This window comes from Archangium violaceum, from assembly GCF_016887565.1.
In the GTDB taxonomy this organism is placed as follows: Bacteria; Myxococcota; Myxococcia; order Myxococcales; family Myxococcaceae; genus Archangium; species Archangium violaceum_B.
Genome location: NZ_CP069396.1, coordinates 10609809 through 10629697, shown reverse-complemented (window position 1 = coordinate 10629697; position 19889 = coordinate 10609809). Strand labels below are relative to the sequence as shown.

Annotated in this window: 20 protein-coding genes; 11 read left to right on the top strand and 9 right to left on the bottom strand. The window is 68.0% G+C overall.

What is annotated here, in order from left to right:
• Positions 1–24 precede the first annotated feature (24 nt).
• A complete protein-coding gene (locus JRI60_RS42275; RefSeq protein ID WP_239470052.1) occupies positions 25–2016 on the top strand; it encodes an ankyrin repeat domain-containing protein in 1992 nt (663 codons plus the stop codon).
• A gap of 44 nt (positions 2017–2060) precedes the next feature.
• Positions 2061–2900, top strand: coding sequence for an AraC family transcriptional regulator (locus JRI60_RS42270; protein WP_204221732.1), 840 nt, complete (start codon positions 2061–2063; stop codon positions 2898–2900).
• Here JRI60_RS42270 and JRI60_RS42265 read toward each other — a convergent pair.
• The gene (locus JRI60_RS42265) at positions 2875–3828 is read right to left on the bottom strand and encodes an MBL fold metallo-hydrolase (protein ID WP_204221731.1); all 954 of its coding nucleotides are present in this window, start codon (positions 3826–3828) and stop codon (positions 2875–2877) included. The genes JRI60_RS42270 and JRI60_RS42265 overlap by 26 nt on opposite strands.
• Before the next feature lie 121 nt (positions 3829–3949).
• Entirely contained in the window at positions 3950–4357 is a 408-nt protein-coding gene (locus JRI60_RS42260; protein ID WP_204221730.1) for a DUF2809 domain-containing protein, read from the bottom strand.
• A gap of 185 nt (positions 4358–4542) precedes the next feature.
• Between JRI60_RS42260 and JRI60_RS42255 the strand changes: the two genes are divergently transcribed.
• The 3 genes from JRI60_RS42255 to JRI60_RS42245 all read left to right on the top strand — a co-directional run bounded on the left by JRI60_RS42255 (position 4543) and on the right by JRI60_RS42245 (position 7403).
• Complete coding sequence (locus JRI60_RS42255) at positions 4543–5340, top strand: hypothetical protein (RefSeq protein WP_204221729.1); 798 nt, start codon at positions 4543–4545, stop codon at positions 5338–5340.
• Positions 5341–5925: 585 nt separating this feature from the next.
• Positions 5926–6573 (top strand): hypothetical protein, encoded by a 648-nt coding sequence (locus JRI60_RS42250; protein WP_204221728.1) that lies wholly within the window; start codon positions 5926–5928, stop codon positions 6571–6573.
• A gap of 26 nt (positions 6574–6599) precedes the next feature.
• The gene (locus JRI60_RS42245) at positions 6600–7403 is read left to right on the top strand and encodes a hypothetical protein (protein ID WP_204221727.1); all 804 of its coding nucleotides are present in this window, start codon (positions 6600–6602) and stop codon (positions 7401–7403) included.
• Between the two features lie 30 nt (positions 7404–7433).
• On the opposite strand, the gene JRI60_RS42240 is transcribed toward JRI60_RS42245, so the two are convergent.
• The 3 genes from JRI60_RS42240 to radA form a co-directional block, all read right to left on the bottom strand.
• Positions 7434–7922 (bottom strand): serine/threonine protein kinase, encoded by a 489-nt coding sequence (locus tag JRI60_RS42240; RefSeq protein WP_204221726.1) that lies wholly within the window; start codon positions 7920–7922, stop codon positions 7434–7436.
• A gap of 15 nt (positions 7923–7937) precedes the next feature.
• On the bottom strand, positions 7938–8819 hold the full coding sequence (locus tag JRI60_RS42235; protein ID WP_239470051.1) for a DUF2381 family protein: 882 nt from the start codon (positions 8817–8819) through the stop codon (positions 7938–7940).
• A gap of 127 nt (positions 8820–8946) precedes the next feature.
• Positions 8947–10308, bottom strand: a complete 1362-nt coding sequence (gene radA / locus JRI60_RS42230) for a DNA repair protein RadA (RefSeq protein ID WP_204221724.1) — start codon at positions 10306–10308, stop codon at positions 8947–8949.
• 213 nt (positions 10309–10521) lie between these two features.
• Between radA and JRI60_RS42225 the strand changes: the two genes are divergently transcribed.
• The 6 genes from JRI60_RS42225 (at position 10522) to JRI60_RS42200 (ending at position 15548) form a co-directional block, all read left to right on the top strand.
• Positions 10522–10791, top strand: a complete 270-nt coding sequence (locus tag JRI60_RS42225; RefSeq protein ID WP_204221723.1) for a GlsB/YeaQ/YmgE family stress response membrane protein — start codon at positions 10522–10524, stop codon at positions 10789–10791.
• Positions 10792–10947: 156 nt separating this feature from the next.
• Entirely contained in the window at positions 10948–11979 is a 1032-nt protein-coding gene (gene bioB / locus JRI60_RS42220; RefSeq protein ID WP_204221722.1) for a biotin synthase BioB, read from the top strand.
• Between the two features lie 104 nt (positions 11980–12083).
• Positions 12084–13208 carry an 8-amino-7-oxononanoate synthase gene (bioF, locus tag JRI60_RS42215; protein ID WP_239470050.1) on the top strand — a complete coding sequence of 375 codons (1125 nt, stop codon included), beginning with the start codon at positions 12084–12086 and terminating at the stop codon, positions 13206–13208.
• A gap of 147 nt (positions 13209–13355) precedes the next feature.
• Positions 13356–13997 carry a dethiobiotin synthase gene (bioD, locus tag JRI60_RS42210; protein WP_239470049.1) on the top strand — a complete coding sequence of 214 codons (642 nt, stop codon included), beginning with the start codon at positions 13356–13358 and terminating at the stop codon, positions 13995–13997.
• A gap of 64 nt (positions 13998–14061) precedes the next feature.
• Positions 14062–14379 (top strand): hypothetical protein, encoded by a 318-nt coding sequence (locus JRI60_RS42205; protein WP_239470048.1) that lies wholly within the window; start codon positions 14062–14064, stop codon positions 14377–14379.
• Positions 14376–15548 carry a pyridoxal phosphate-dependent aminotransferase gene (locus tag JRI60_RS42200; RefSeq protein ID WP_204221720.1) on the top strand — a complete coding sequence of 391 codons (1173 nt, stop codon included), beginning with the start codon at positions 14376–14378 and terminating at the stop codon, positions 15546–15548. Before JRI60_RS42205 ends, JRI60_RS42200 begins: the two co-directional genes overlap by 4 nt.
• A 9-nt stretch (positions 15549–15557) precedes the next feature.
• Here JRI60_RS42200 and JRI60_RS42195 read toward each other — a convergent pair whose 3' ends face one another.
• The 4 genes from JRI60_RS42195 to JRI60_RS42180 all read right to left on the bottom strand — a co-directional run bounded on the left by JRI60_RS42195 (position 15558) and on the right by JRI60_RS42180 (position 19811).
• Positions 15558–15995, bottom strand: a complete 438-nt coding sequence (locus JRI60_RS42195) for a citrate lyase holo-[acyl-carrier protein] synthase (RefSeq protein ID WP_204221719.1) — start codon at positions 15993–15995, stop codon at positions 15558–15560.
• Between the two features lie 160 nt (positions 15996–16155).
• Positions 16156–17727: an ATP-binding protein gene (locus tag JRI60_RS42190; RefSeq protein WP_204221718.1), complete on the bottom strand. Its 1572-nt coding sequence runs from the start codon at positions 17725–17727 to the stop codon at positions 16156–16158.
• Complete coding sequence (locus JRI60_RS42185) at positions 17727–18185, bottom strand: response regulator (RefSeq protein WP_204221717.1); 459 nt, start codon at positions 18183–18185, stop codon at positions 17727–17729. Before JRI60_RS42185 ends, JRI60_RS42190 begins: the two co-directional genes overlap by 1 nt.
• 18 nt (positions 18186–18203) lie before the next feature.
• On the bottom strand, positions 18204–19811 hold the full coding sequence (locus tag JRI60_RS42180; protein ID WP_204221716.1) for a sensor histidine kinase: 1608 nt from the start codon (positions 19809–19811) through the stop codon (positions 18204–18206).
• Between the last annotated feature and the right edge of the window lie 78 nt (positions 19812–19889).

The following is a 19889-nucleotide window of genomic DNA, read 5'->3' as shown; positions in this document are numbered from 1 at the left end:
GCCTCATGGCAGTATCGCCGCGCCATGGCTCGGTCTCCTGATACGACGAAGAAAGTGGATGTCTCCAAGCTGATGAAGAAGGTGGACGGCCTTCTCGACGAGATGCCGCCCCAGGTGGACGAAGCCATTCCGCTCTTGCGCCAGGTGGTGGAGGCCGAGCCGGACCGTTTGATGGCGCTGCACTCCCTCAACTGGGCGCTGGACGTGTCGAGACGCGCGGAGCCCGAGCGTTGGGCGCGGGAGCTGAAGACGGAGCACTGGCGTGTTCGAGATCGGGTCCTCGTGCTGACCCGGGGCACCCGCTCGGGTGGAAGGTTGAGCGACGCCCAGCGGGCGCGGTCCCTGGCCCTGAGTCAATGGGCGGAAGAGGTGGTGCGCGGACGGCCCACCGGTGCGCAGCTCGACGAGGTGGAGGCCGCGCTGGAGGAGGCGCGGGCCCTGCGTGACATCCCGGACCATGCGCGCGCACGCCGGGGGCTCGAGGCCTGGCGCGCACTGCGCCAGGGCAACCCGAAGGAGGGTTACGAAGCGCTGCTCGCCCAGGTCGAGGAGACGCCCGAGCTGCGGGTCATCGACGTCGATGACGATGATGCGAGCTGTTTCAGCGGTCTGCAGGGCGCGTTCTCCGATGAAGGCTTCATCGCCTGGCTGCGGGCGCGCAAACCCGCCAACCGTCCCAAGGGCAAACAGGCCAAGGCCCTGGACGCGGGTCTCCTGCTCGCCGCGGGGATGGATACCGCTCCCTTCTTTGGTCCCGATGCCGGAGCGAATGGCCGGCTCGGTCGCGTGCTGGCCCTGCGCGCGCTGGGCGCGAACCTGGAGACGTTGGACGAGGACAGGCGTGGCCTGCTGCACCTGGCGGCCATGGTGGATGACGCGGCGCTGGTGAAGGAGTTGCTCGCCCTGGGTCTGTCCGCGTCGGCCGTCGACGAGGAGAAGGCCACGGCCCTGCACCTCGCCGCCGAGCATGGTGGCGTGGCCTGCATTCCCCTGTTGGCCAAGGGTGGGGTGCCGGTGGACGCGCTCGACAAGGACGGCCGGTCCGCGCTCTTCAATGCGCAGCGGCCCGACGTGGCCCGGGCGCTCATCGACGCCGGGGCCAACCCCAATGCCGGCAAGGGTTGGACGCCGCTGCACCAGCAGGTGCGTTTCAAGGACCGGGGGCCTGTCATCGAGGTCCTGCTCGAGGCGGGGGCGGACGCCACCCGGAAGGACTCGGCGGGACGTACACCCGCCGAAGAGGCCCTGGACCACGAGAACCCCCACCTCGCCGGACTCCTGGGAGCGAAGCCTCCCTCCGGTGGGGCCGGCAGGCTGGACATCCAACCCCTCCTGGATACCCTGGCCCGGAAGAAGACGTCCATCATCAAGTCCTGGTACTTCGAGGACAAGGACGTGGCCGATGTGGAGCGGGTGCTGAAGGGGCTGGTGCTGAAGGGGGCGACGTCCTGGGACGAGGCCGCGGCGGCGCTCCGGAAGGAGCGGCCGTGGACCGCGATGGCGGTGGTGGGGCTCGTCCGTGATGTCCTTCCGCCAGAGGAGCCGGCGACGTCCTTCTCCAAGGCGCCTCGCTTCGTGCGAGGGAACCTCACGCTCGAGGGGAGCGTGCAGTTGACGGGACCCCTGCTCGTGACGGGGAACCTCACGGTGGAGGGCGTGCTGCGCAATGTGGGCCCGGAAGGGCTGCTCGTGGTGGGGGGCTCGCTGCGCGCCGCCGGAGTGGACACGGATGCGGAGCTGGTGGTTGGCGGAGACCTGGAGACCCAGGTCGTCTGGTGTCACCACGACGACCCCTCGCTCCGGGTAGGAGGTGTCGTGAAGGCGGACGTGCTCATCGAGGACGAGCAGGATGTCCAGGCCAAGGTGGAGGCCCGGCACCATTTCAAGAATGGCCACTTCGACGCCGAGGCCGAGGTCCTCGAGGACATCTTCGTCCGGGGTGCCTTCGCTTCCCAGGTGTTGGAGCGGGACAAGCTCTTCAATCTGCTCCGCAAGGGAAAGCCCGCGCTGGTCTGAGATGAAGTGGGGCACCCAAGGTCGAGAGCGCGGGAGGGAGTGGTGTGACGAAGCCCCTGGTGGACGTGGATGTAATGCCGGCGCTGGCGTTCTGCCTCGCCGACGAACTGGCTCCCTTCAGCTCCAGGTGGCACGCCCACCGCAAGCACCAGCTCCTCTACTCGGCTCGAGGCGCAATGCACCTGGAGGTGGAGCAGGCGCAGTGGCTCCTTCCTCCTCAACGCGCGGCGTGGCTGCGCGCTGGGACGCTCCACCGGGTGCGGGCCTCCCAGCCGGTGAGTCTGTGCACGGTGTACCTGGAGCCGAAGCTCGTCCGCGCGCCTCCCGAGGGCGAGTGCCGCGTGTTCATCATCGAGCCACTGGCGCGGGAGATGCTTCTCTATTCCACGCGCTGGGGCCCGGAACGCCCGCCGAAGGAGCCCGTGGCGGACAGCTTCTTCGGGACGTTGGCGCACCTGCTGCCCGAGTGGGCCATGACGGCACAGGACTGGCGCCTGCCTCGGGCCCGGACGCCAGAGCTGAGGAAGGCCATGGCCTTCACGCTCGAACACCTGGGAGAGTCCCTCCTCCTCGAGGACGTGGCGCGCGCCGCGGGGCTGTCCGTGAGGACGCTCTCGCGGCGCTTCGAGGAGGAGGCGGCGACGACGTGGCGGAGGTTCCTCCACGATGCGCGGATGTTGCGCGCCATGGAGCTGCTCGCCGAGGAAGGGGCGCGGGTGACGCAGACGGCCTACGAGGTGGGCTTCGAGAGCCTCGCTGCCTTCACCCACGCCTTCCACGCCTTCTGCGGCGAGCGCCCGCGGGACTTCCGCCAGCGGGTGGCTCGGGGCGCGGAGCCCCAGGTCCAGGGGGCCGCGGCTACCCGCCGCAGGCGAGCTGGTTGACCAGTCCGTACACGCTGTACTGGACCATGTACGGCAGCGCGTACTGCGGGAAGGCTTGGGCGGCGCGCTGGGTGAGCGCTTCATGGTGGGGTCCGGCCTCGTCGCCGCACAGCTGCGCCTTCCGGTCACCCAGCTCCGTGGCGTACGTGGACACCAGGTCCCTCATCGTGTCGAGGTATTGCTTCTGCTCGGCGATGACAGTCTCCACGGGAGCGCTCTCTCCACGGCCGCCATACACCGTGGCGCCCTTCCACGTGGCCAGCTCGTCGAGCGCGGCCTTCCAGGACTCGAGATCCGGCACCGCCTTGCCCTCGCGCAGTCCTCCCTCCAGCCACGCGTGGGTGCGGAAGTGGACGAGGTCGCCTACCACGAGCGCCTTGCGCCAGGGCAGGTACGCCACCGTCTGCGTGGTGGTGACGCCCGGGTGCCGGAGCACCTTCAGCTCCACCTCGGCGCCGCCCTCGAGTGGCAGCGTGAAGCTGTCCTTGAAGGTGACGTCCACCGTGGCCTGCTGGGGATAGGAGTCGTCGGTGAACATGCCGGCGACCTTCGTGAAGTAGTACTTCTTGTACGCGTGCACCGCGGGGATGGCCGCCGCGGTGGCCTCGCTGGCCACCACCCTGGCGCCCTCGCGCTGGAACACCGCCGCGCCGTTGAATTTATCCGGGTTGGGATGGGTGAGGACGACGTAGCGGATGGGGTTGCTCGTCTTGGCTCGAATCGCCGATAGCACCTTCCGCGCCTCGGCCTCGGTGAACTGGGCATCGAAGACCACCACCTCCGCGCCGGTGTCGTAGAAGAACGAGTGCGTGTCGAAGCCGTTGGCGTCGCTGGTGTACCTGGCCAGCTCGGAGTCGATGAGCTCCGGCGCACAGCCGCTCGCGAGCAGTGCGCCCATCACCAGGGCCATCAGGGAGTTGCGCTTCATGGGTCTTGTCCTTTCGTGAGTGCACGGGGGAGTGCCCCCCGTCGACAGTTCCCAATGTGCCCCGGGCGCTCGTGGCGCGCTTTCGCGTATCGGACAGATTTTTGTTCGAATCCGCCAGCCATCACCGGACCCCCCTCGCCCTGGTGGTTGCGTACCTCCTCCACCCTTGCTCGAACATCACCGCGAGGGCGAGTCCGATGGCGTACGCCAGGAGGTCCCCCACATCGAAGGTGGAGCCCGTCACGATCACCAGTGGATCCGACGGTCGCGAGGTGAAGAGGCGTGCCCATTGCGCCAGCTCGATTCCGACGGCCAGCAAGGCAATCGCGCCGGCTCGAGCGGTGGCGGAGCCTCGCCAGAAGAGGCTGAGCAGATGATAGAGAAAGCCAACGACGAAGAGATCTCCCAGCGTACCGCGGGTGAATCGCCAGCCGGGGCCTCGGTAGAAGAGGACGAAGAGGCCAGCGGCCAGGAAGGCGCACCCGGCGGCGAGGTGGAATCGGCGGAAGCTGTCGGGTTGCCGCTGCATGGGACTCCACTGCCATATCTGGTCGCACGTCTCCAGTCGGCACGGCTCCGGCGACCGCACCGGACACCTGGGCTGACCACCCGCCGAGTCCCAACCCTGACCGGCCCTGCGCTCCCGACGCAGCTGTCGATCTCCGTGGGCATGTCTCTTCCTCGTTGAAGGGCCGTTTTGATAGGACGGGCACGATGACGTCTGGAGAGCCTGCTTCACTGCAACTGCCGTCCTTCCTGTATGGCACCTTCCGCTCGGTGCAGCAGAAGACGAAGCGGGAGGGCTTGCGGTGCGGTGAGCAGTACCTGGCGGACGGGACGTTTCCCGCTCCGCGGCAGATGCTGGATGTGCCCCCGGGCGAGGTCGTGGTGGCGCACGAGGTGGTGGACTTCCAACACGAGCGTCCCGCCTGGCGGCTGTACATGGTGTCGCATGTCATGGGCTTCTTGGCTCCGGATGGACAGAGACCATTCCCCGTGAGGCATGACTATGAAGCGTTCTTCCGAGACACGGCGTGGGGCGCGCTGTTCTTCGCGACGACACACATGGGAGCCGTGAGCGCGGAGCGCACGGCGCGGCGTCTCCAGTCAGTGCTGCGTTTCTGGGAGCCGCTCCAGTCCGCGCGCTATCTCTTCAAACCCTTGGGAGGGGCGCAGACATTGGAGGAGGTGATGGTGGCCTCCTGTGATTGGGCCATGGATGCGTGGTACCCAGAGGGAGGCGCCTCGGTACGGACTCGTCTGGAGGTCGCGGCGGAGCGCATGGCGAGTGCGACGCGGGAAGATTGTATCGAGGCCATGCTCCGGGAGATGCCACGGGCCCTCGCGCATGCGGGCAAGTTGAAGCATCGGAGCGTGGTGGCCGACCCCTCCTTCCAGCGTGAACGCCTCGCTACTCTCGATTCCAGGTCTTTCGAGCGGGTGTCCGGTGCGTATACGGGAGAGTTGATCTCGCTGGTCATTGGCTGGGACCGGGAACTCGGTCGGCATTAGGCAAGTGTGGCCTGCTCGGATGTAGACGGCACCAGGTCGAGAGTGTGACCGCCCGGGCAGGTTTGCCACATGACCTGACTGGGAGAGGCATGGGCATTGCGCGGCTCTTCGCGTCTACTGCTCTGACTCCGCACTTGGCTGGTAGAGTGGAGCAGGAGGTGCTCGTGCGTACTGCCGTCTGGTGTATGTCCATATCTTGGGTCGTGCGGTGTGGGGTGGTCCTGTTTCTGCTAACGGTGCTTGCCGGCTGTGCAACGGCCTCTGGTGAGCGGACTTTTCCGGCCTGGAACCAGGAGGTGTCACAGTTCAGGGCGCCGCAGGTTACCACTCGATCGCCACGCGTCCTGCTGGCCATGAGTGACGGGTCTCCAACAGGTGGGGAGCCTTCCGGCCCAACTGTTCAGGGCTACAACGTCCCTGGTCGCAATCCAGATTCGGAGATGCCCTGGGCGCTCTTTCTTGGCAACGCTGCGCACCGGATGATTGCCTATATGTATAAAGTGAATCATCCTTTGAGCGAAGCCTATTACAACAAGGAGACAATAAATGCCATCCTTGAGAAAGCGAGGCTCGGGGACTTGTCTCGTGTTCTCCCAGGCGAACGCAATCTCCGCCCGGACATCACCGATACTTCGCTCCTGCGCCTTCTTCGAGGTCAAACCCTGGAATGAGCAGGGCCTTCAGGAAGGTCGCGAGGAGGCTCGGACCTACCTGGCCGCGCTGAACCGAGCCATCCCGGCCGGTAGACGTTTCATGGGTGGCACGGACTTCGAGGGAGAAATCCTGATTCATTTCGCGGGAGGGCAATACATCTGGCGCCTGCAGTGGAAGAACCCTGAGCCCGGAGTGGTTCAGTACCATTGGACTCGCAGCCAGCAGCGCTTCGAGTCCCAGGCGGCGGCGTACGAGGCCGGGCAATGGGTGAATCTCACCGAGCAGGAGATGCGGCAATACGGCGGGTGGGTGGCTCAAGCCGTGGAGGGCATGGTCAGCCGGCGCGAGAAGCTCGCCACGTTTAGTGGGGCCGTGGGCATTGTCATTGAGATCATCGGTAACACTGCGACGGCGGTTTTCTGGGGCGCGATTCTAGGCCAAATGGGTTCGGGAACGGGTGGGCAGCAGCCGCCAGTCCAGCAGGGTGGACAGGTCATCCTCTTCCCTGCGAGACCGCCACCCACTGCGGCCCCACCGGCCCAGGTACCGGCCGCCGCCAGAATCTCCCTTCCTCGCTGAGGACCCGCTTTGATAGGACTCTCTCCATGGATCCAGGACAATCCTCTTCGCTGCAACTGCCGTCCTTCCTGCATGGCACCTTTCGCTCGGTGCAGCAGAAGACGAAGAGGGAGGGCTTGCGATGTGGCGAGCAGTACCGCGCGGGCGGTACATTTCCTGCTCCTCGGCAGATGCTAGATGTTCCCGCGGGCGAGGTCGTGGTAGCGCACGGGGTGGTGGATTTCCAACACGAGCGTCCCACCTGGCGGTTGTACATGGTGTCGGATGTCATGAGTGGGTTGTCCGACGCCCTGGATGGGCAGAACGTATTCCCTGCCAGGGATGCTTACGAGGCTTTCTTTCGCGAGACGGCCTGGGGCGCGCTGTACTTCGCGGTTTCGCCGGATGCTCCGAGGAGCGTGGAGCGCACGGTGCTGCGTTTGCGCGCGGTATTGCGCTTCTGGGAGCAACTCCAATCCGTGCGCTACCTCTTCAAGACTCTTGGGGTAGCGCATTCCCTGGAGGAACTGATGGGCGCTTCTTGTGGCTGGGCCATGGATGCGTGGTGTCCAGGGGGCGAAGCTTCGGTGCGCTTGCGTCTGGATGCTGCGGCGGAGCGCATGGGACGGGCAACGCGGGCAGAGTGTATCGAGGCTATCTTCCGGCAGATGCCTCTGGCGCTCGCGCATGCCGGCAAGTTGAATCACCGGGATGTGGTGGCTGATCCATCCTTTCAGCGAGAGCGGCTCAACACGCTCGATCCGTGGTCGTTCGAGCGGGTTTCCGGTGCATGTCCGTCGGATCTGATCTGGCTGTTACACAATTGGGATTATGAACTTGGGCAGCAATAGGAAGCTCCAATCGTTTGAGGCCCTGGCGAATCACCGGAACGAGTCGACGACGAACACAGATGCAACGGAGAAGTCGAGGATGGCGGTCCCAGGCTTCGATTCGGGACGCTTCCTGAGTTGGCCATTTCCGAGCCGGGCCACTGCGCAGATAGGGACCTTCTCGCCGCCAGGGGGATGGGCTTCGTAGTACCGGATGACGACTTGGGGCCCACTCGTCCAGACCCGTCCGTACAAGCGGGTCGCCGCTTCGAACGTTCCCAGGCTGTCATCCAAGACGCTCTCGATGGGACCATCATAAAGCGTGATGGGCTGCGCACCCACCTGATTGGCATCGAGTTCCGCAAGAGCCGCGTCTCCGACATGCAGCCGCACATACCCCATCGCCTTATGGGCTTCGGCCGGGCACTCTTCCGGGCCAGGAGTTCCATCCGGGCGCAGAGCTACGTTTGCCGTGGTCGTGGCACAGCCGACAGCGGTACAGAGCAGGATGAGGGCGGAGAAAAAGAACACCTTCGGCATGAAATGACCGTTCTCCTACTCAATCGCGAGACTGTGGTCCAAGGAAACTGCCACCTGTTGAGACCCATCGGCTCGGAATATCTCCAAGGTCAAATCAGCAAACCCTTGCCCCGAAGCAAAAGCACTCTTGTCCGCTACGACCGCGATTCTTCCTGTCGTACCGGGGGCTATCTCGGCCTGGTTCATGCGAAGCGCGAACGGTTTGGCCGTGCGTGGGGTCAAATCGGAGGTGAGGCGAGCCTCTCCAAGTCTCCACGGCTCGTTGGAATATGCGTTGGTGAGCGTTACCAACACGGCTGCTTTCCCCTTTTCTTTCCCTGAAAAGAGTTCGACCACCACGGTCGTGTCCCCATCCTTGAGGAGGATGGTCTTCTTCGGACGGAAGGGCGCTTGTTTCACCTCTCCGTTGGCCAGCAGCGTGGCGTAGGCATGGTCAACCGAGTTCTCTTCCTTGCGATGGCGCTCGTTCTCCTCGCGCAGCTCCCGCTCGCTATCGAGCGCGCGATACAGAGATGAGAGCACCGCGTCGTATCCCTCACGGTTCGCGAAGACGTTCACCTGTTGGTCGATCTCACGGTCGAAATAGGTCTGCCGATGCGCGGTGACCATGAAGGGGATCTCCGTCCCGTCCGTGAGTGTCACCATCAGCATGAACCGGTCCTCTGGCGTGAGATCGCGCAGAGGGTAGAGAACCACCGACCTGCCGCCGCAGAGCAACGGCTCGAAGTGCCCTTCCCACCCCAGCATCTTCGTCCGCTCGGGATCACACGGCTTCTCGAAGCGCAGCACGGTGGAGATGCGGCCTCCAACGTACACCTTGGAAGCCTCGCTCCTCGGGTGCTCCGAGAGGATGAGCGTCCTCTCGTTGGGCGCATGCTCCTTGCCCTCCCTGGCCATGGCTCCGGAGGCCAGGAGGACCAGGAGACGGGTAGACCGCAAAAGTAGGAGTTTCCGCATGGTGCGGCACAACCTACCGGAACGGGTCGCGGGCGGCCAGTCTCACGTGAAGCGCCAGACCACGCCTTCAGTCGAACATCGCTCCCAGGGCCTCGGAGAGCGTCTCCACGCCCACCACCTCCAGCTTCGTGTCCTCCAGTCGCCTCGCGCTCCCCTTGGGGATGATGGCCCGCTGGAAGCCCATCTTCGCCGCCTCGGCCAGCCTCGGCTCCACCTGGCCCACCGCGCGCACCTCGCCCGCCAGGCCCACCTCGCCCAGCACCAGCGTGTGCGCCTCCAGGGGCCGGTTCTGCAGGCTGCTCACCAGCGCCGCGCACACCGCCAGGTCGCACGCCGGCTCCGACAGCTGCATGCCTCCCGCCACGTTCACGAAGAGGTCGCACCCCACCAGCGGGATGTCCTCCTTCTTCTCCAGCACCGCCGCCAGCAGCGCCACCCGGTTGCCATCCACGCCAATCGCCGTGCGCCGCGCCGTGCCGTAGCCCGTGGGCGCCACCAGCGCCTGCACCTCCACCAGCAGCGGCCTCGTGCCATTGAGCGTGCACGTCACCACGCTGCCCGCCTTGCCCGCCGGGCGCTCGGCCAGGAAGAGCGCCGAGGGGTCCGGCACCTCCATCAGCCCCGCCCCCTTCATCTCGAAGACGCCAATCTCGTTCGTCGAGCCGAAGCGGTTCTTGTGCGCCCTCAAAATCCGGAACGGGTGGCCTCGCTCGCCCTCGAAGTAGAGGACGGTGTCCACCATGTGCTCCAGCACGCGCGGGCCCGCGATCGAGCCCTCCTTCGTCACGTGCCCCACCAGGAACGTGGGCACCCCACTGCGCTTGGCGAAGGCCATGAAGCGCCCCGCCACCTCCCTTACCTGCGAGATGCTCCCCGGCGCGCTGCCCAGCTCCGGCAGGTACATCGTCTGGATGGAGTCCACCACCAGCGCCCGGGGCTTGAGGCCCTCGGCCACCGTCAGCACCCGGTCCGCGTCCGTCTCCGCGAACAGGTGGATGTCCGCGCTCTCCACCCGCAGCCGCTCGGCCCTCATCTTCGTCTGCCGCAGCGACTCCTCGCCCGACACGTACAGCACCGGGCCTCCTCGGCCCAGCCTGTCCAGCGCCGACAGCAGCAGCGTGGACTTGCCGATGCCCGGGTCTCCTCCCAGCAGCACCAGCGAGCCGTCCACCACCCCGCCTCCCAGCACCCGGTCGAACTCGGCGATGCCCGTCTTGCGGCGCTCCTCCTGCTCGCCGCTCACCTCACGCAGCCGCACCGGCTTGGACGCCCCTCCCGACGCCCCCCACGCCGGGCGCTTCTCGTCCACCTTCGCCTCGGTCTCCTCCACCAGCGAGCTCCACGCGCCGCAGTCGGGGCACTTCCCCAACCACTTCGCCGACTGGTACCCGCACGCCTGACACGTGTAGTGCGTCTTCGCCTTCGCCATGGAGCCTCTTCTCTATCTCACCCCACCGACGTTTCCCCGCTTTCCCGCCGCACGCCTGCCCGCTCTCCCCCCTCGGGCCGTCCGGAGAGCGAGCGGGCAGACGGGGGTGCCCATCCCGGCACCCTCCGTCAAGTTGTGCCCGGGGGGAGGGCTCACCACGTTTGCTTCCAACTGGGGCCGCACTCCGCGGCTTCCGAAGAAGGGAGAACGGAGATGAGCATCATCTGGTTCATCGTGGTGGGTCTGGTCGCGGGTCTGCTCGCGCGCGCTCTCATGCCGGGTCGTCAGTCCATGGGTCTCATCGCGACGATGCTCCTGGGTATCGTGGGCTCGTTCGTCGGTGGTTTCATCGGTGCGCTCTTCTCGCCTGGTCGCCGCGTTTTCGACCTGCACCCCTCGGGCCTCATCATGTCCGTGGTAGGCGCCATCGTGGTTCTAGCCCTCGTGGGATTCGCTGGCCGGGGGCGGCGCATCCACGCCTGATGTCCGGGACCCGGTAGGGCAGGGGGCTGTTGCTCTCCCTGCCTCTCCGGGTCCCTCCTCCTCGGGGGCGGGTGTCGTCAACCCAGGCGCGCTGCGTGGTTGACAAGGGCTGGCCATCCACGCACCTTGCGCGCTCCATCTACCCCCGAGGAGCCCATGTCCGACTCCGCCGCCCACGACTTTCACGGTCACGCCCACTTCGCCGCGCCTCCCGCGGGTGTCGTCGTCCGCCACGACTGGACGCTCCCCGAGGTGCGCGCCCTCTACGAGCTGCCCCTGCTGGAGCTCGTCCACAAGGCCCAGTCCGTCCACCGCGCCGTCTTCCAGGACAACAAGGTGCAGCTGTGCTCGCTCCTGTCCATCAAGACCGGCGGCTGCCCCGAGGACTGCGGCTACTGCCCCCAGGCCGCCCGCTACCACAAGGACACCGGCCTCGAGGCCGAGAAGCTCATGTCCGTTCGCTCCGTCCTGGACGCCGCCTCCAAGGCCCGCTCCGCCGGCGCCACCCGCTTCTGCATGGGCGCCGCCTGGCGCGAGGTGAAGGACGGCCCCCAGTTCGACAGCGTCCTGGAGATGGTCCGCGGGGTGAAGTCGCTCGGCATGGAGGCCTGCGCCACCCTCGGCATGCTCACCGAGAGTCAGGCCCGGCGTCTCAAGGAGGCCGGCCTCTCCGCCTACAACCACAACCTCGATACCTCCGAGGAGAAGTACGGCGACATCATCTCCACCCGCACCTACCAGGACCGGCTCGACACCCTCGAGCGCGTCCGCGGCGCCGGCATCTCCGTCTGCTCCGGCGGCATCATCGGCCTCGGTGAGTCCGTCGAGGACCGCTGCAAGCTCCTCCTCACCCTCGCCAACCAGGAGGTCCATCCCGAGTCCGTTCCCATCAACGCCCTCGTCGCCGTCAAGGGCACCCCCCTCCAGGACCAGAAGCCCGTCCAGACCGTCGAGATGGTCCGCACCATCGCCACCGCCCGTCTGCTCATGCCCCTCGCCATGGTCCGTCTGTCCGCCGGCCGCATGCAGATGAACGAGGAGGCCCAGCTCCTGTGCATGCTCGCCGGTGCCAACTCCCTCTTCTTCGGCGAGAAGCTCCTCACCACCGGTAACCCCGAGTACTCCCAGGACATGGCCCTCCTCGAGAAGGCCGGCATCCGCCCCCTGGAGCCGGATACCTCCAGGTGATGCGCATCCCTGGCCCTGTTCCCGCGGGCGTAGACCCTCACCCCAGCCCTCTCCCAGAGGGAGAGGGGGCTTCCACGGTGGCCACGGCTTGGGCCCGGGAGGACATGGACTCCCTCTCCTCTCGTGGCCTGCGGCGGTTCCTCGAGCCCCTCGACTCTCCCCAGGGTCCTCTCGTTCGCATGGGTGGGGAGACGCTCGTCAATTTCGCTTCCAACGATTACCTGGGCCTCGCTTCGTCTCCCACCGTCCGCGCCGCCGCCTCCGCCGCCCTGGAGTCCCATGGCGTCGGCTCCGGCGCCAGTCGTCTCGTCGTCGGCGATACCTCCGCCCACCAGCGTCTCGAGGCCCGTCTCGCTTCCTTCGAACGCTCGGAGGCCGCACTTCTCTTCAACTCCGGCTTCGCCGCCAACGTCGGCACCATCCAGGCCCTCGTCGGCCCCGAGGACGCTGTCTTCTCCGACGCCCTCAACCACGCCTCCCTCATCGACGGCTGCCGCATCTCCCGCGCTCGCGTCGTCGTCTACCCCCACGCCAACGTCGAGGCCCTGGACCAGGCTCTCTCCTCCACCCCCGCTCGCCGCAGGCTCGTCGTCACCGACTCCGTGTTCTCCATGGATGGGGATTACGCTCCCCTCCGGGAGCTCGTCTCCGTCTGCCGCGCCCATGACGCCGCCCTCCTCGTCGACGAGGCCCATGGCACCGGCGTCCTGGGCTCCCGTGGCGCCGGTCTGTGCGAGGAGCTCGGGCTCGAGCATGCCGTCGACGTCCGCATGGGCACCTTGAGCAAGGCCCTCGGGGGTCTGGGCGCGTATATCTGCGCCTCCCGCCCCGTGGTGGAGCTCGTCCTCAACCGCGCCCGGCCCCTCGTCTTCTCGACCGCGCTCCCCGCCGCCCTCTGCGCCGCCGCCGAGGCCGCCGTCGACATCGTCGAGCGCGATGACGCCCTGCGCGCTCGTCTGTGGCGCAACATCCGCCGCTTCTCCGACGGCCTGCGCTCCCTCGGCTTCGCCGCCGAGCCCCGCAGCGCCATCTTCCCTGTCATTGTCGGCGAGCCCGGTGTGGCCGTGGCGGCCTCCCGCGCCTTGCGCGCCCGCGGTCTGCTCGTGAAGGCCATCCGCCCTCCCACCGTCCCCGAGGGCACCAGCCGCCTCCGGTTCTGTCTCTCCGCCGCGCACACCGAGGGCCATGTGGACCTCGCCCTCCAGGGGCTGCGCTCGCTCGGGCTCTGAGTCGTCCAAGTGGGAGGTCTCGTGGCAACCCGTGGTTCTCGCTACCCTCACCCCGTCCCTCTCCCGAAGGGAGAGGGGAGGGGGGCTCGTTTCTTCGTCACTGGCACGGATACCGGTGTCGGGAAGACACAGGTCTCTCGCGCCCTGTTGTCCCTGCTCGCCGATGCCGGGCTCTCTCCCCAGGGGTTCAAGCCCTATGAGAGCGGGTGCTCCTCGCTCTCCGCTCCCTCGGACGCCCTCTCCCTTCGCGAGGCCGCCCGGAGTGAGTTGCCCCTGGACCTCGTCTGCCCCCACCGTTTTCGCGCTCCCCTGGCCCCGGGCATCGCCGCGCGCCGCCTCGGCCGCGAGCCTGATTGGAACACCACGCTCGCCGCATGGGAGCAGCTGCGGCACGGCTCCGTGGTCGTCGAGGGCGCTGGCGGTCTCTTCGTTCCACTCGACTCCTCCCACGACGTCATCGACCTCATCTCCACCCTGCGTCTTCCCGTCCTGCTCGTCGCCCGCGCGGGCCTGGGCACGCTCAACCACACCGCCCTGTCCCTGGAGGCCCTCGCCGCGCGCAACATCCCTGTCGCGGCCGTCCTCCTCTCCCGGAGCACTCCCTCTCGCGACCCCTCCGAGCGCGACAACCCCGCTCTCATCTCCGAGCGCCACGGCGTCCAGGTCCTCGGCCCCGTGCCCTACCTGGTGGAGCCTCGCCGCCGTCACGCGGCCTTCCGCAAGGCACTCGCTCCACTCGTCGCCCGCTGGCTGTCTTCCGAGGGCACCAAACGCGCGCGAGGCCGGTAAATCGGCCTCCGGCGCGATCCAAATGCTCGCGGGAGTGCAAGTTTTCGTGCCTCCCGGCCGCGAAATGGACGCATGTTTCGATCCGAGCGAGAACGCCGGGCGAATGGCGGACATCATCGACCTCTCGCTCCTCGCCGATGCCAGGCGGTATTTCCACAAGCTCCTCGATGCGCGCGGTCTCTCCTACTTCCTTCAGAAGGAGGGCCACCGGCTCTTCCACATCGAGCCGGCCAAGGTCGAGCTCGTGGTCCGTACCGCCATCCGCACGCGCAAGGGCTCGTTGCCGGACCCCCATCCGAAGGCCGTCGAGCACTGCCGCCAGGAGATCCGCCGCGAGCTGATCCGCCGCGTCGCCTCCGCCATGCTGCAGACCGGTCTGTGAGCGTCTTCTCCGCCCGGACCGACTTTCCCCGCACCTGGAATCCCCTCGCACGCGCGCTCGCCGAGCGCCGCGCCCGCGGGCTTCCCCTGTTGGACCTCACCGAGACCAACCCCACCCGCGTGGGCCTGCCCGCCCCCGAGCCCGTGCTCCTGGCCTCCGTCGAGGCCCTCGGCTATGCGCCCGAGCCCCAGGGTCTGCTGTCCGCCCGTCAGGCCGTGGCCGCCTACCTCGCCACGCGCGGCGCCCGCGTCTCGCCCGAGCACCTCGTCCTCTCCGCGAGCACCAGCGAGTCCTATGGCTGGCTCTTCAAGCTGCTGTGCGAGCCCGGGGACAACGTCCTCGTCCCCGCCCCCAGCTACCCCCTCTTCGAGTACCTCACGCGCCTGGAGGGCGTGGAGACGCGCACCTACCGCCTGCCGCGCGCCCATGGTTTCGGCCTGGACGTGGACGAGGTGGCCGCCGCGCGGGACGCACGCACCCGCGCCGTGCTCGTGGTGAACCCCGGCAACCCCACCGGCCACTTCCTCCAGGAGGGCGAGCTGGAGTCCCTCGGCGCGCTGTGCGCGGAGTCCGGCCTGGCGCTCCTCTCCGACGAGGTGTTCTCCGACTTCGCCTGGGACGCGGAGCCCGGCCGGGTCCCCACGGTGGCCGGGCGCGAGCTGCCCATGCTCACCTTCTCGCTCTCGGGCCTGTCGAAGGTGGCGGGGCTGCCGGGCCTCAAGCTGGGCTGGACGCACGTGGGCGGGCCCGCCGCGGTGCGCGACGAGGCCCTGGCCCGGCTGGAGCTGGTGGCGGACACGTACCTGCCGGTCAACACCCCCGTGCAGCTCGCCCTCCCCGGGTTGCTGGCGCATGCGCCCCTCTTCCAGGCCGCGTTGCTGGCGCGGGTGCGGGACAACCGGCGTCTGCTGCTCGAGGCCCGCCCGAGCGATGCCCGCTGGGACGTGGTGCCCGCACATGGCGGGTGGAGCACCGTGCTGCGCATTCCCCTGGAGCCTGGCGAGGAGGCCACGTGCCTGGCCCTGCTGGACGAGGGGGTGGGGGTGCAGCCGGGCTACTTCTACGACTTCACCGGCGGGGCCTTCCTGGTGCTGTCCCTGCTGCCTCCGCCGGAGGTGTTCTCCGCCGCGCTGGAGCCGCTCGTGCGCGTGCTGGCCACGAGCGGATAGGGGCCGGCTCTACCGCGTGGCGGGGGCTCCCACCGCCGAGCGAGGCACCCTGCCCGTGGCGCCGAGGTTCCCGCCGAGGCCGTAACACTCGATGCTCATCTGGCGATCCCACGAGGACTGCTCCTCGATGCGGCTGGCCCTCCGGCGGATCAGCAGCGCGGGCAGCTCCGTCACGAAGAGGCCGTAGTAGCCCGCCGCGTCCTCGCCCATCTCCGCCGGGGTCACTCCCAGCTCCTGCTCCAGCCGTTGCAGCCCGGCGAGGAAGAGGCGCTCGGAGTCATCGTTCGAGGCGCTTCCCCTCGGCACATCCAGGCACAGCTCGACGAGAGAGCGTCCGGACATGTTCCGCGCGAGCTCCTGGCGCACCTTGTTGCGGTTCTCCCGCGCATCGACGACACGCGCCTCCTCGGCGCGCTCCGAAGCTCGTTTTACCAGGGCTGTGCTCATCGGCTCCTCCCCAGAGGTCCCAATCCGGACCCATCATCGTCATCAGGTTGAGATGCCTGACGCCCATTCGTGATGCACCTGACGCTGAATTGCGGTGTTCCTACTTCATTGTCGTACAGGCGGCGGAGCGAGCGTTCGCCATCTATCGGAAGTCCGCCCTTCAGGCCCTCCAGGCGGTGGATGGAGGACGTGTGTCCCAGGCGCCCAGCGGGGGGGTGGCCGCCACCAGGGCCCGGAGCCGTGGAATGTCGATGGGCTTGTCGAGGCAGGGCAGACCCGTGCTGGCCAGGAAGGCGCGCGACTGCTCCGTGAAGGCCCCCCCCGTCATGAAGATGACCCGCCGGGCCTGCTCCGGCGCCAGCCGCACCAGCTCCTCGTAGAACCGGGGGCCGCTCATCTCCGGCATCATCAGATCGCTCAGGATGACGTCGAAGCGCCGGCCCGAGGCCACCTGCGCCAGTGCCTCCGGACCCTGGACGAAGACGAGCACCTCGCACTGGGGGGAGAGCAGCCGCTGGAGGGCCCGGGCCACGACCGCCTCGTCGTCGAGGATCAGCACGCATCGCCGGGGGGCCGTGTCGCTGGTGGGCCGTGGAGGCCGCTCGGTCAGGTCATGCGCCGTCGGCAGGCGGATGTGGAACACGGTGCCCCGTCCCGGCTCGCTCTCCACGCCTAGCTCTCCGCCCATCTCCGTGATGAGGCGGCGGCAGATGGCCAGTCCCAGGCCCGTGCCCACCCCCGTCGGCTTGGTGGTGAAGAAGGGCTCGAAGATGCGCTCGCGCAGCTCCGGGGGGATGCCCTTGCCCGTGTCGTGGATCTCCACCCGGATGTGGCTCGTGCCGTCCTGGCGCGTCACCACGCGGATCTCCTGGGTGTCGCTCTGGCCCTCGGGGATGGCGTCGGCGGCGTTGACGAGCAGGTTGAGGAAGATCTGGCCCAGCGGGGCCTCGCTGCCGAGCACCGGTGTGCGCGCCGCGTAATCCTTGACGATGCGGGCCCGGTGGAAGACGTGGTTCCACGCCATCCGCAGCGACGAGTCCAGCACCCGGTGCACGTCCAGCGGGCCGCGCTGCTTGTCGTCCGGCCGGGAGAAGACCTTGATGTCCCGGATGATCTCCCGGATGCGCTCGGCGCACTGCATGCAGTCGTCCAGCGCCTGCTGCTGCTCGGGGGCCAGCGGCGCCACGCGTGCCGTCTCCTGGCGCTGCTCGGGGTTGAGCACGTAGTCCAGGTTCGCCATGAGCGAGGCGAGCGGGTTGTTGATTTCATGCGCCACGCTGGCCGCGAGCAGCCCCAGCGAGGCCAGCCGGTCCGACAGCAGCAGCTGCTCCTGCATCCTCCGGCGCTCGGCGCGCACCGCGGCCTCGCGCAGCTCGCGCGCCACGGCGGGCCCCAGCCGGCCCAGCCGGTCCTTGAGCAGGAAGTCGTGGACGCCCGCCCTCATGGCGGCCACCGCCGTGTCCTCGCCCATCTGCCCGGAGACGATGAGGAAGGGCACGTCCAGTCCCCGCTGCTGCACCAGGGCGAAGGCGGCCAGCGCGTCGAAGCGCGGCAGTGCGTAGTCCGCGATGATGGCGTCCCAGGGGCCCGCGTCGAGCGCGCGCGTCAGCGCCTCGGCCGTCTCCACCCGGGTGTGCGTCACGTCGTAGCCGCCGCGCCGCAGCTCACGCAGCACCATCAGGGCGTCGTCCTCGAAGTCCTCGATGAGCAGCAGACGCAGTGGCGTGGCCATCACGCACTCCTTCTCGGGGTGGGAAGCTCGTTGAGGACGAGCCAGTACATGCCCAGTTGCCGCACCGCCTCGAAGAAGGCGGTGACGTCCACCGGCTTGTGGACGAAGCTGTTGACGCCCAGTTGGTAGCTCTCCACCAGGTCCCTCTCCTCCTTCGAGGAGGTGAGGACGACCACGGGCAGGGTGCGGGTCTGCTCGTGGGTGCGGATGCGCCGCAGCACCTCCAGACCGTCGAGGCGGGGCAGGTGCAGGTCCAGCAGCACCACCTGGGGCCGGATGTTCGGATCCCTCTCCGCGTGCTTGCCCTGGATGAACAGGTAGTCGAGCGCCTCGGCCCCGTCGCGCACGACGACCACCGGGTTGTGGATGTTGCTCTTGCGGAAGGCCCGCAGGGTCATCAGCTCGTCGTCGGCGTTGTCCTCGACGAGAAGAATGACGCGCTGGCTCGCTTCATACATGGAGGTGGCTCCTCGGGTTCAGGTCTTCGAGCCAGGGGCCGGCGCGGCGCCGGAGGACTCGTGGAGGGTGAAGTAGAAGGTGGCGCCCTGGCCGACGCGGCCCTCGCCCCAGACGCGGCCTCCGTGGCGCAGGATGATGCGCTGCACGGTGGCCAGTCCCACGCCAGTGCCCTCGAACTCCTGCTGCGTGTGCAGGCGCTGGAAGACGCCGAAGAGCTTCTTCTGGTACTCCATGTCGAAGCCGGCCCCGTTGTCCCGGATGAAGTAGACGCGCCTCGTACCACCCTCGGTCTGACAGGTCCCCAGCTCGATCTCCGCCTCCGGGCGCTCGCGGGTGAACTTCCAGGCGTTGCCCAGCAGGTTCTCCAACACCGAGCGCAGCAGCTGCGCGTCCCCCCGGTCCACCAGTCCGTCCTGGATGAGGAAGCGCACGGTGCGCTGGGGCTGCCAGCGCTGGAGCTGCTCGGAGATGTTGCGCGCGAGAGCGGACAGGTTGACCTCCGCCTCGACGAACTCGGTGCGGTTGACACGCGAGAGCGCGAGGATGCCGTCGATGAGCTCGGCCATGCGCTGCGAGGAGGCGCGGATGCGCTGGAGGTAGTCCAGTCCTGTGGTGTCGAGCTTGTCCGCGCAGTCCTCCGTCAGCGCCAGCGTGAAGTTGGAGATGCTGCGCAGGGGCGCGCGCAGGTCATGCGCCACCGAGTAGGCGAAGGCCTCCAGCTCGCGGTTGGAGAACTCGAGCTGGGCGGTGCGCTCGGCGATGCGGCGCTCCAGGTCCTCGTTGAGCTGGCGCACCTTCTCCTCGGCCTCCCGGCGCCGGGTGATGTCGGTGACCATGGCCAGTGCCCCGATGTATTGGCCCTCCTCGTCGTGGATGGGGTTGGACGACATCAGCGTCCACACGGGCGTGCCGTCCTTGCGCTGGAGCTTGAAGTCATGGATGTCGGTGAGCCCCTTGCGTCTGAGCTCGAGGTTATGGGCGGCGAGCCGGGCGCCCTCCTCGTCCATGAACTCGTTGACGTGCTTGCCCAGCATCTCGTTGACCGAGTAGCCGAGCATCCGGGCCAGGTAGCGGTTGACGTAGGTGGTGCGGTTCTCGTCATCGATCGTCCACACCCCTTCCTGGGCGGCATCCACCAGGAGGCGGAAGCGCTGCTCGGAGCGGCGCTGCTCGGCCTCGGCCCGGCGCTCGCCGTCGGTGTCCCGGACGAAGACCATGGCGCCCACCAGCTGCCCCTTCGTGTCGCGCAGGGGCCTGGCGCGCACGTGCATGTGCTGGCCCTCCGGCACCATGGCGTTGCGCACGAAGATGTCGGCCTCGGGCCGCTCCTCCCCTTGGAGCGCCCGGAAGAGCGGGAGCTGATCCGAGGGCAGCGGCGTGCGCGCGTCCGGGTAGAACGCGCCGTAGTTCTCGCTCCACTGGGGTGGAGGCCCATCCAGCGACGCGACCCCGGTGAGCTTGTGGGCGAAGGGGCTCAGGTAGACGAGCTTGCCCGTGACGTCGGCGATGACCACGCCCTCGGTGTCGCTGTCGAGGATGGCCCGCAGCAGGGCGTGGTTCTGGACCTGGAGGAGGCCCTCGGCCAGATCATCGAAACGGGACGTGGAAAGGGGAAGGGCTGTCATGGCGTCGGGCGGGGGGCCGCCTCGCATGCCGGGGGGACGCGGAGGGCGGGCTGGGGGAGGGGGGGCCGTCGTGGGCTC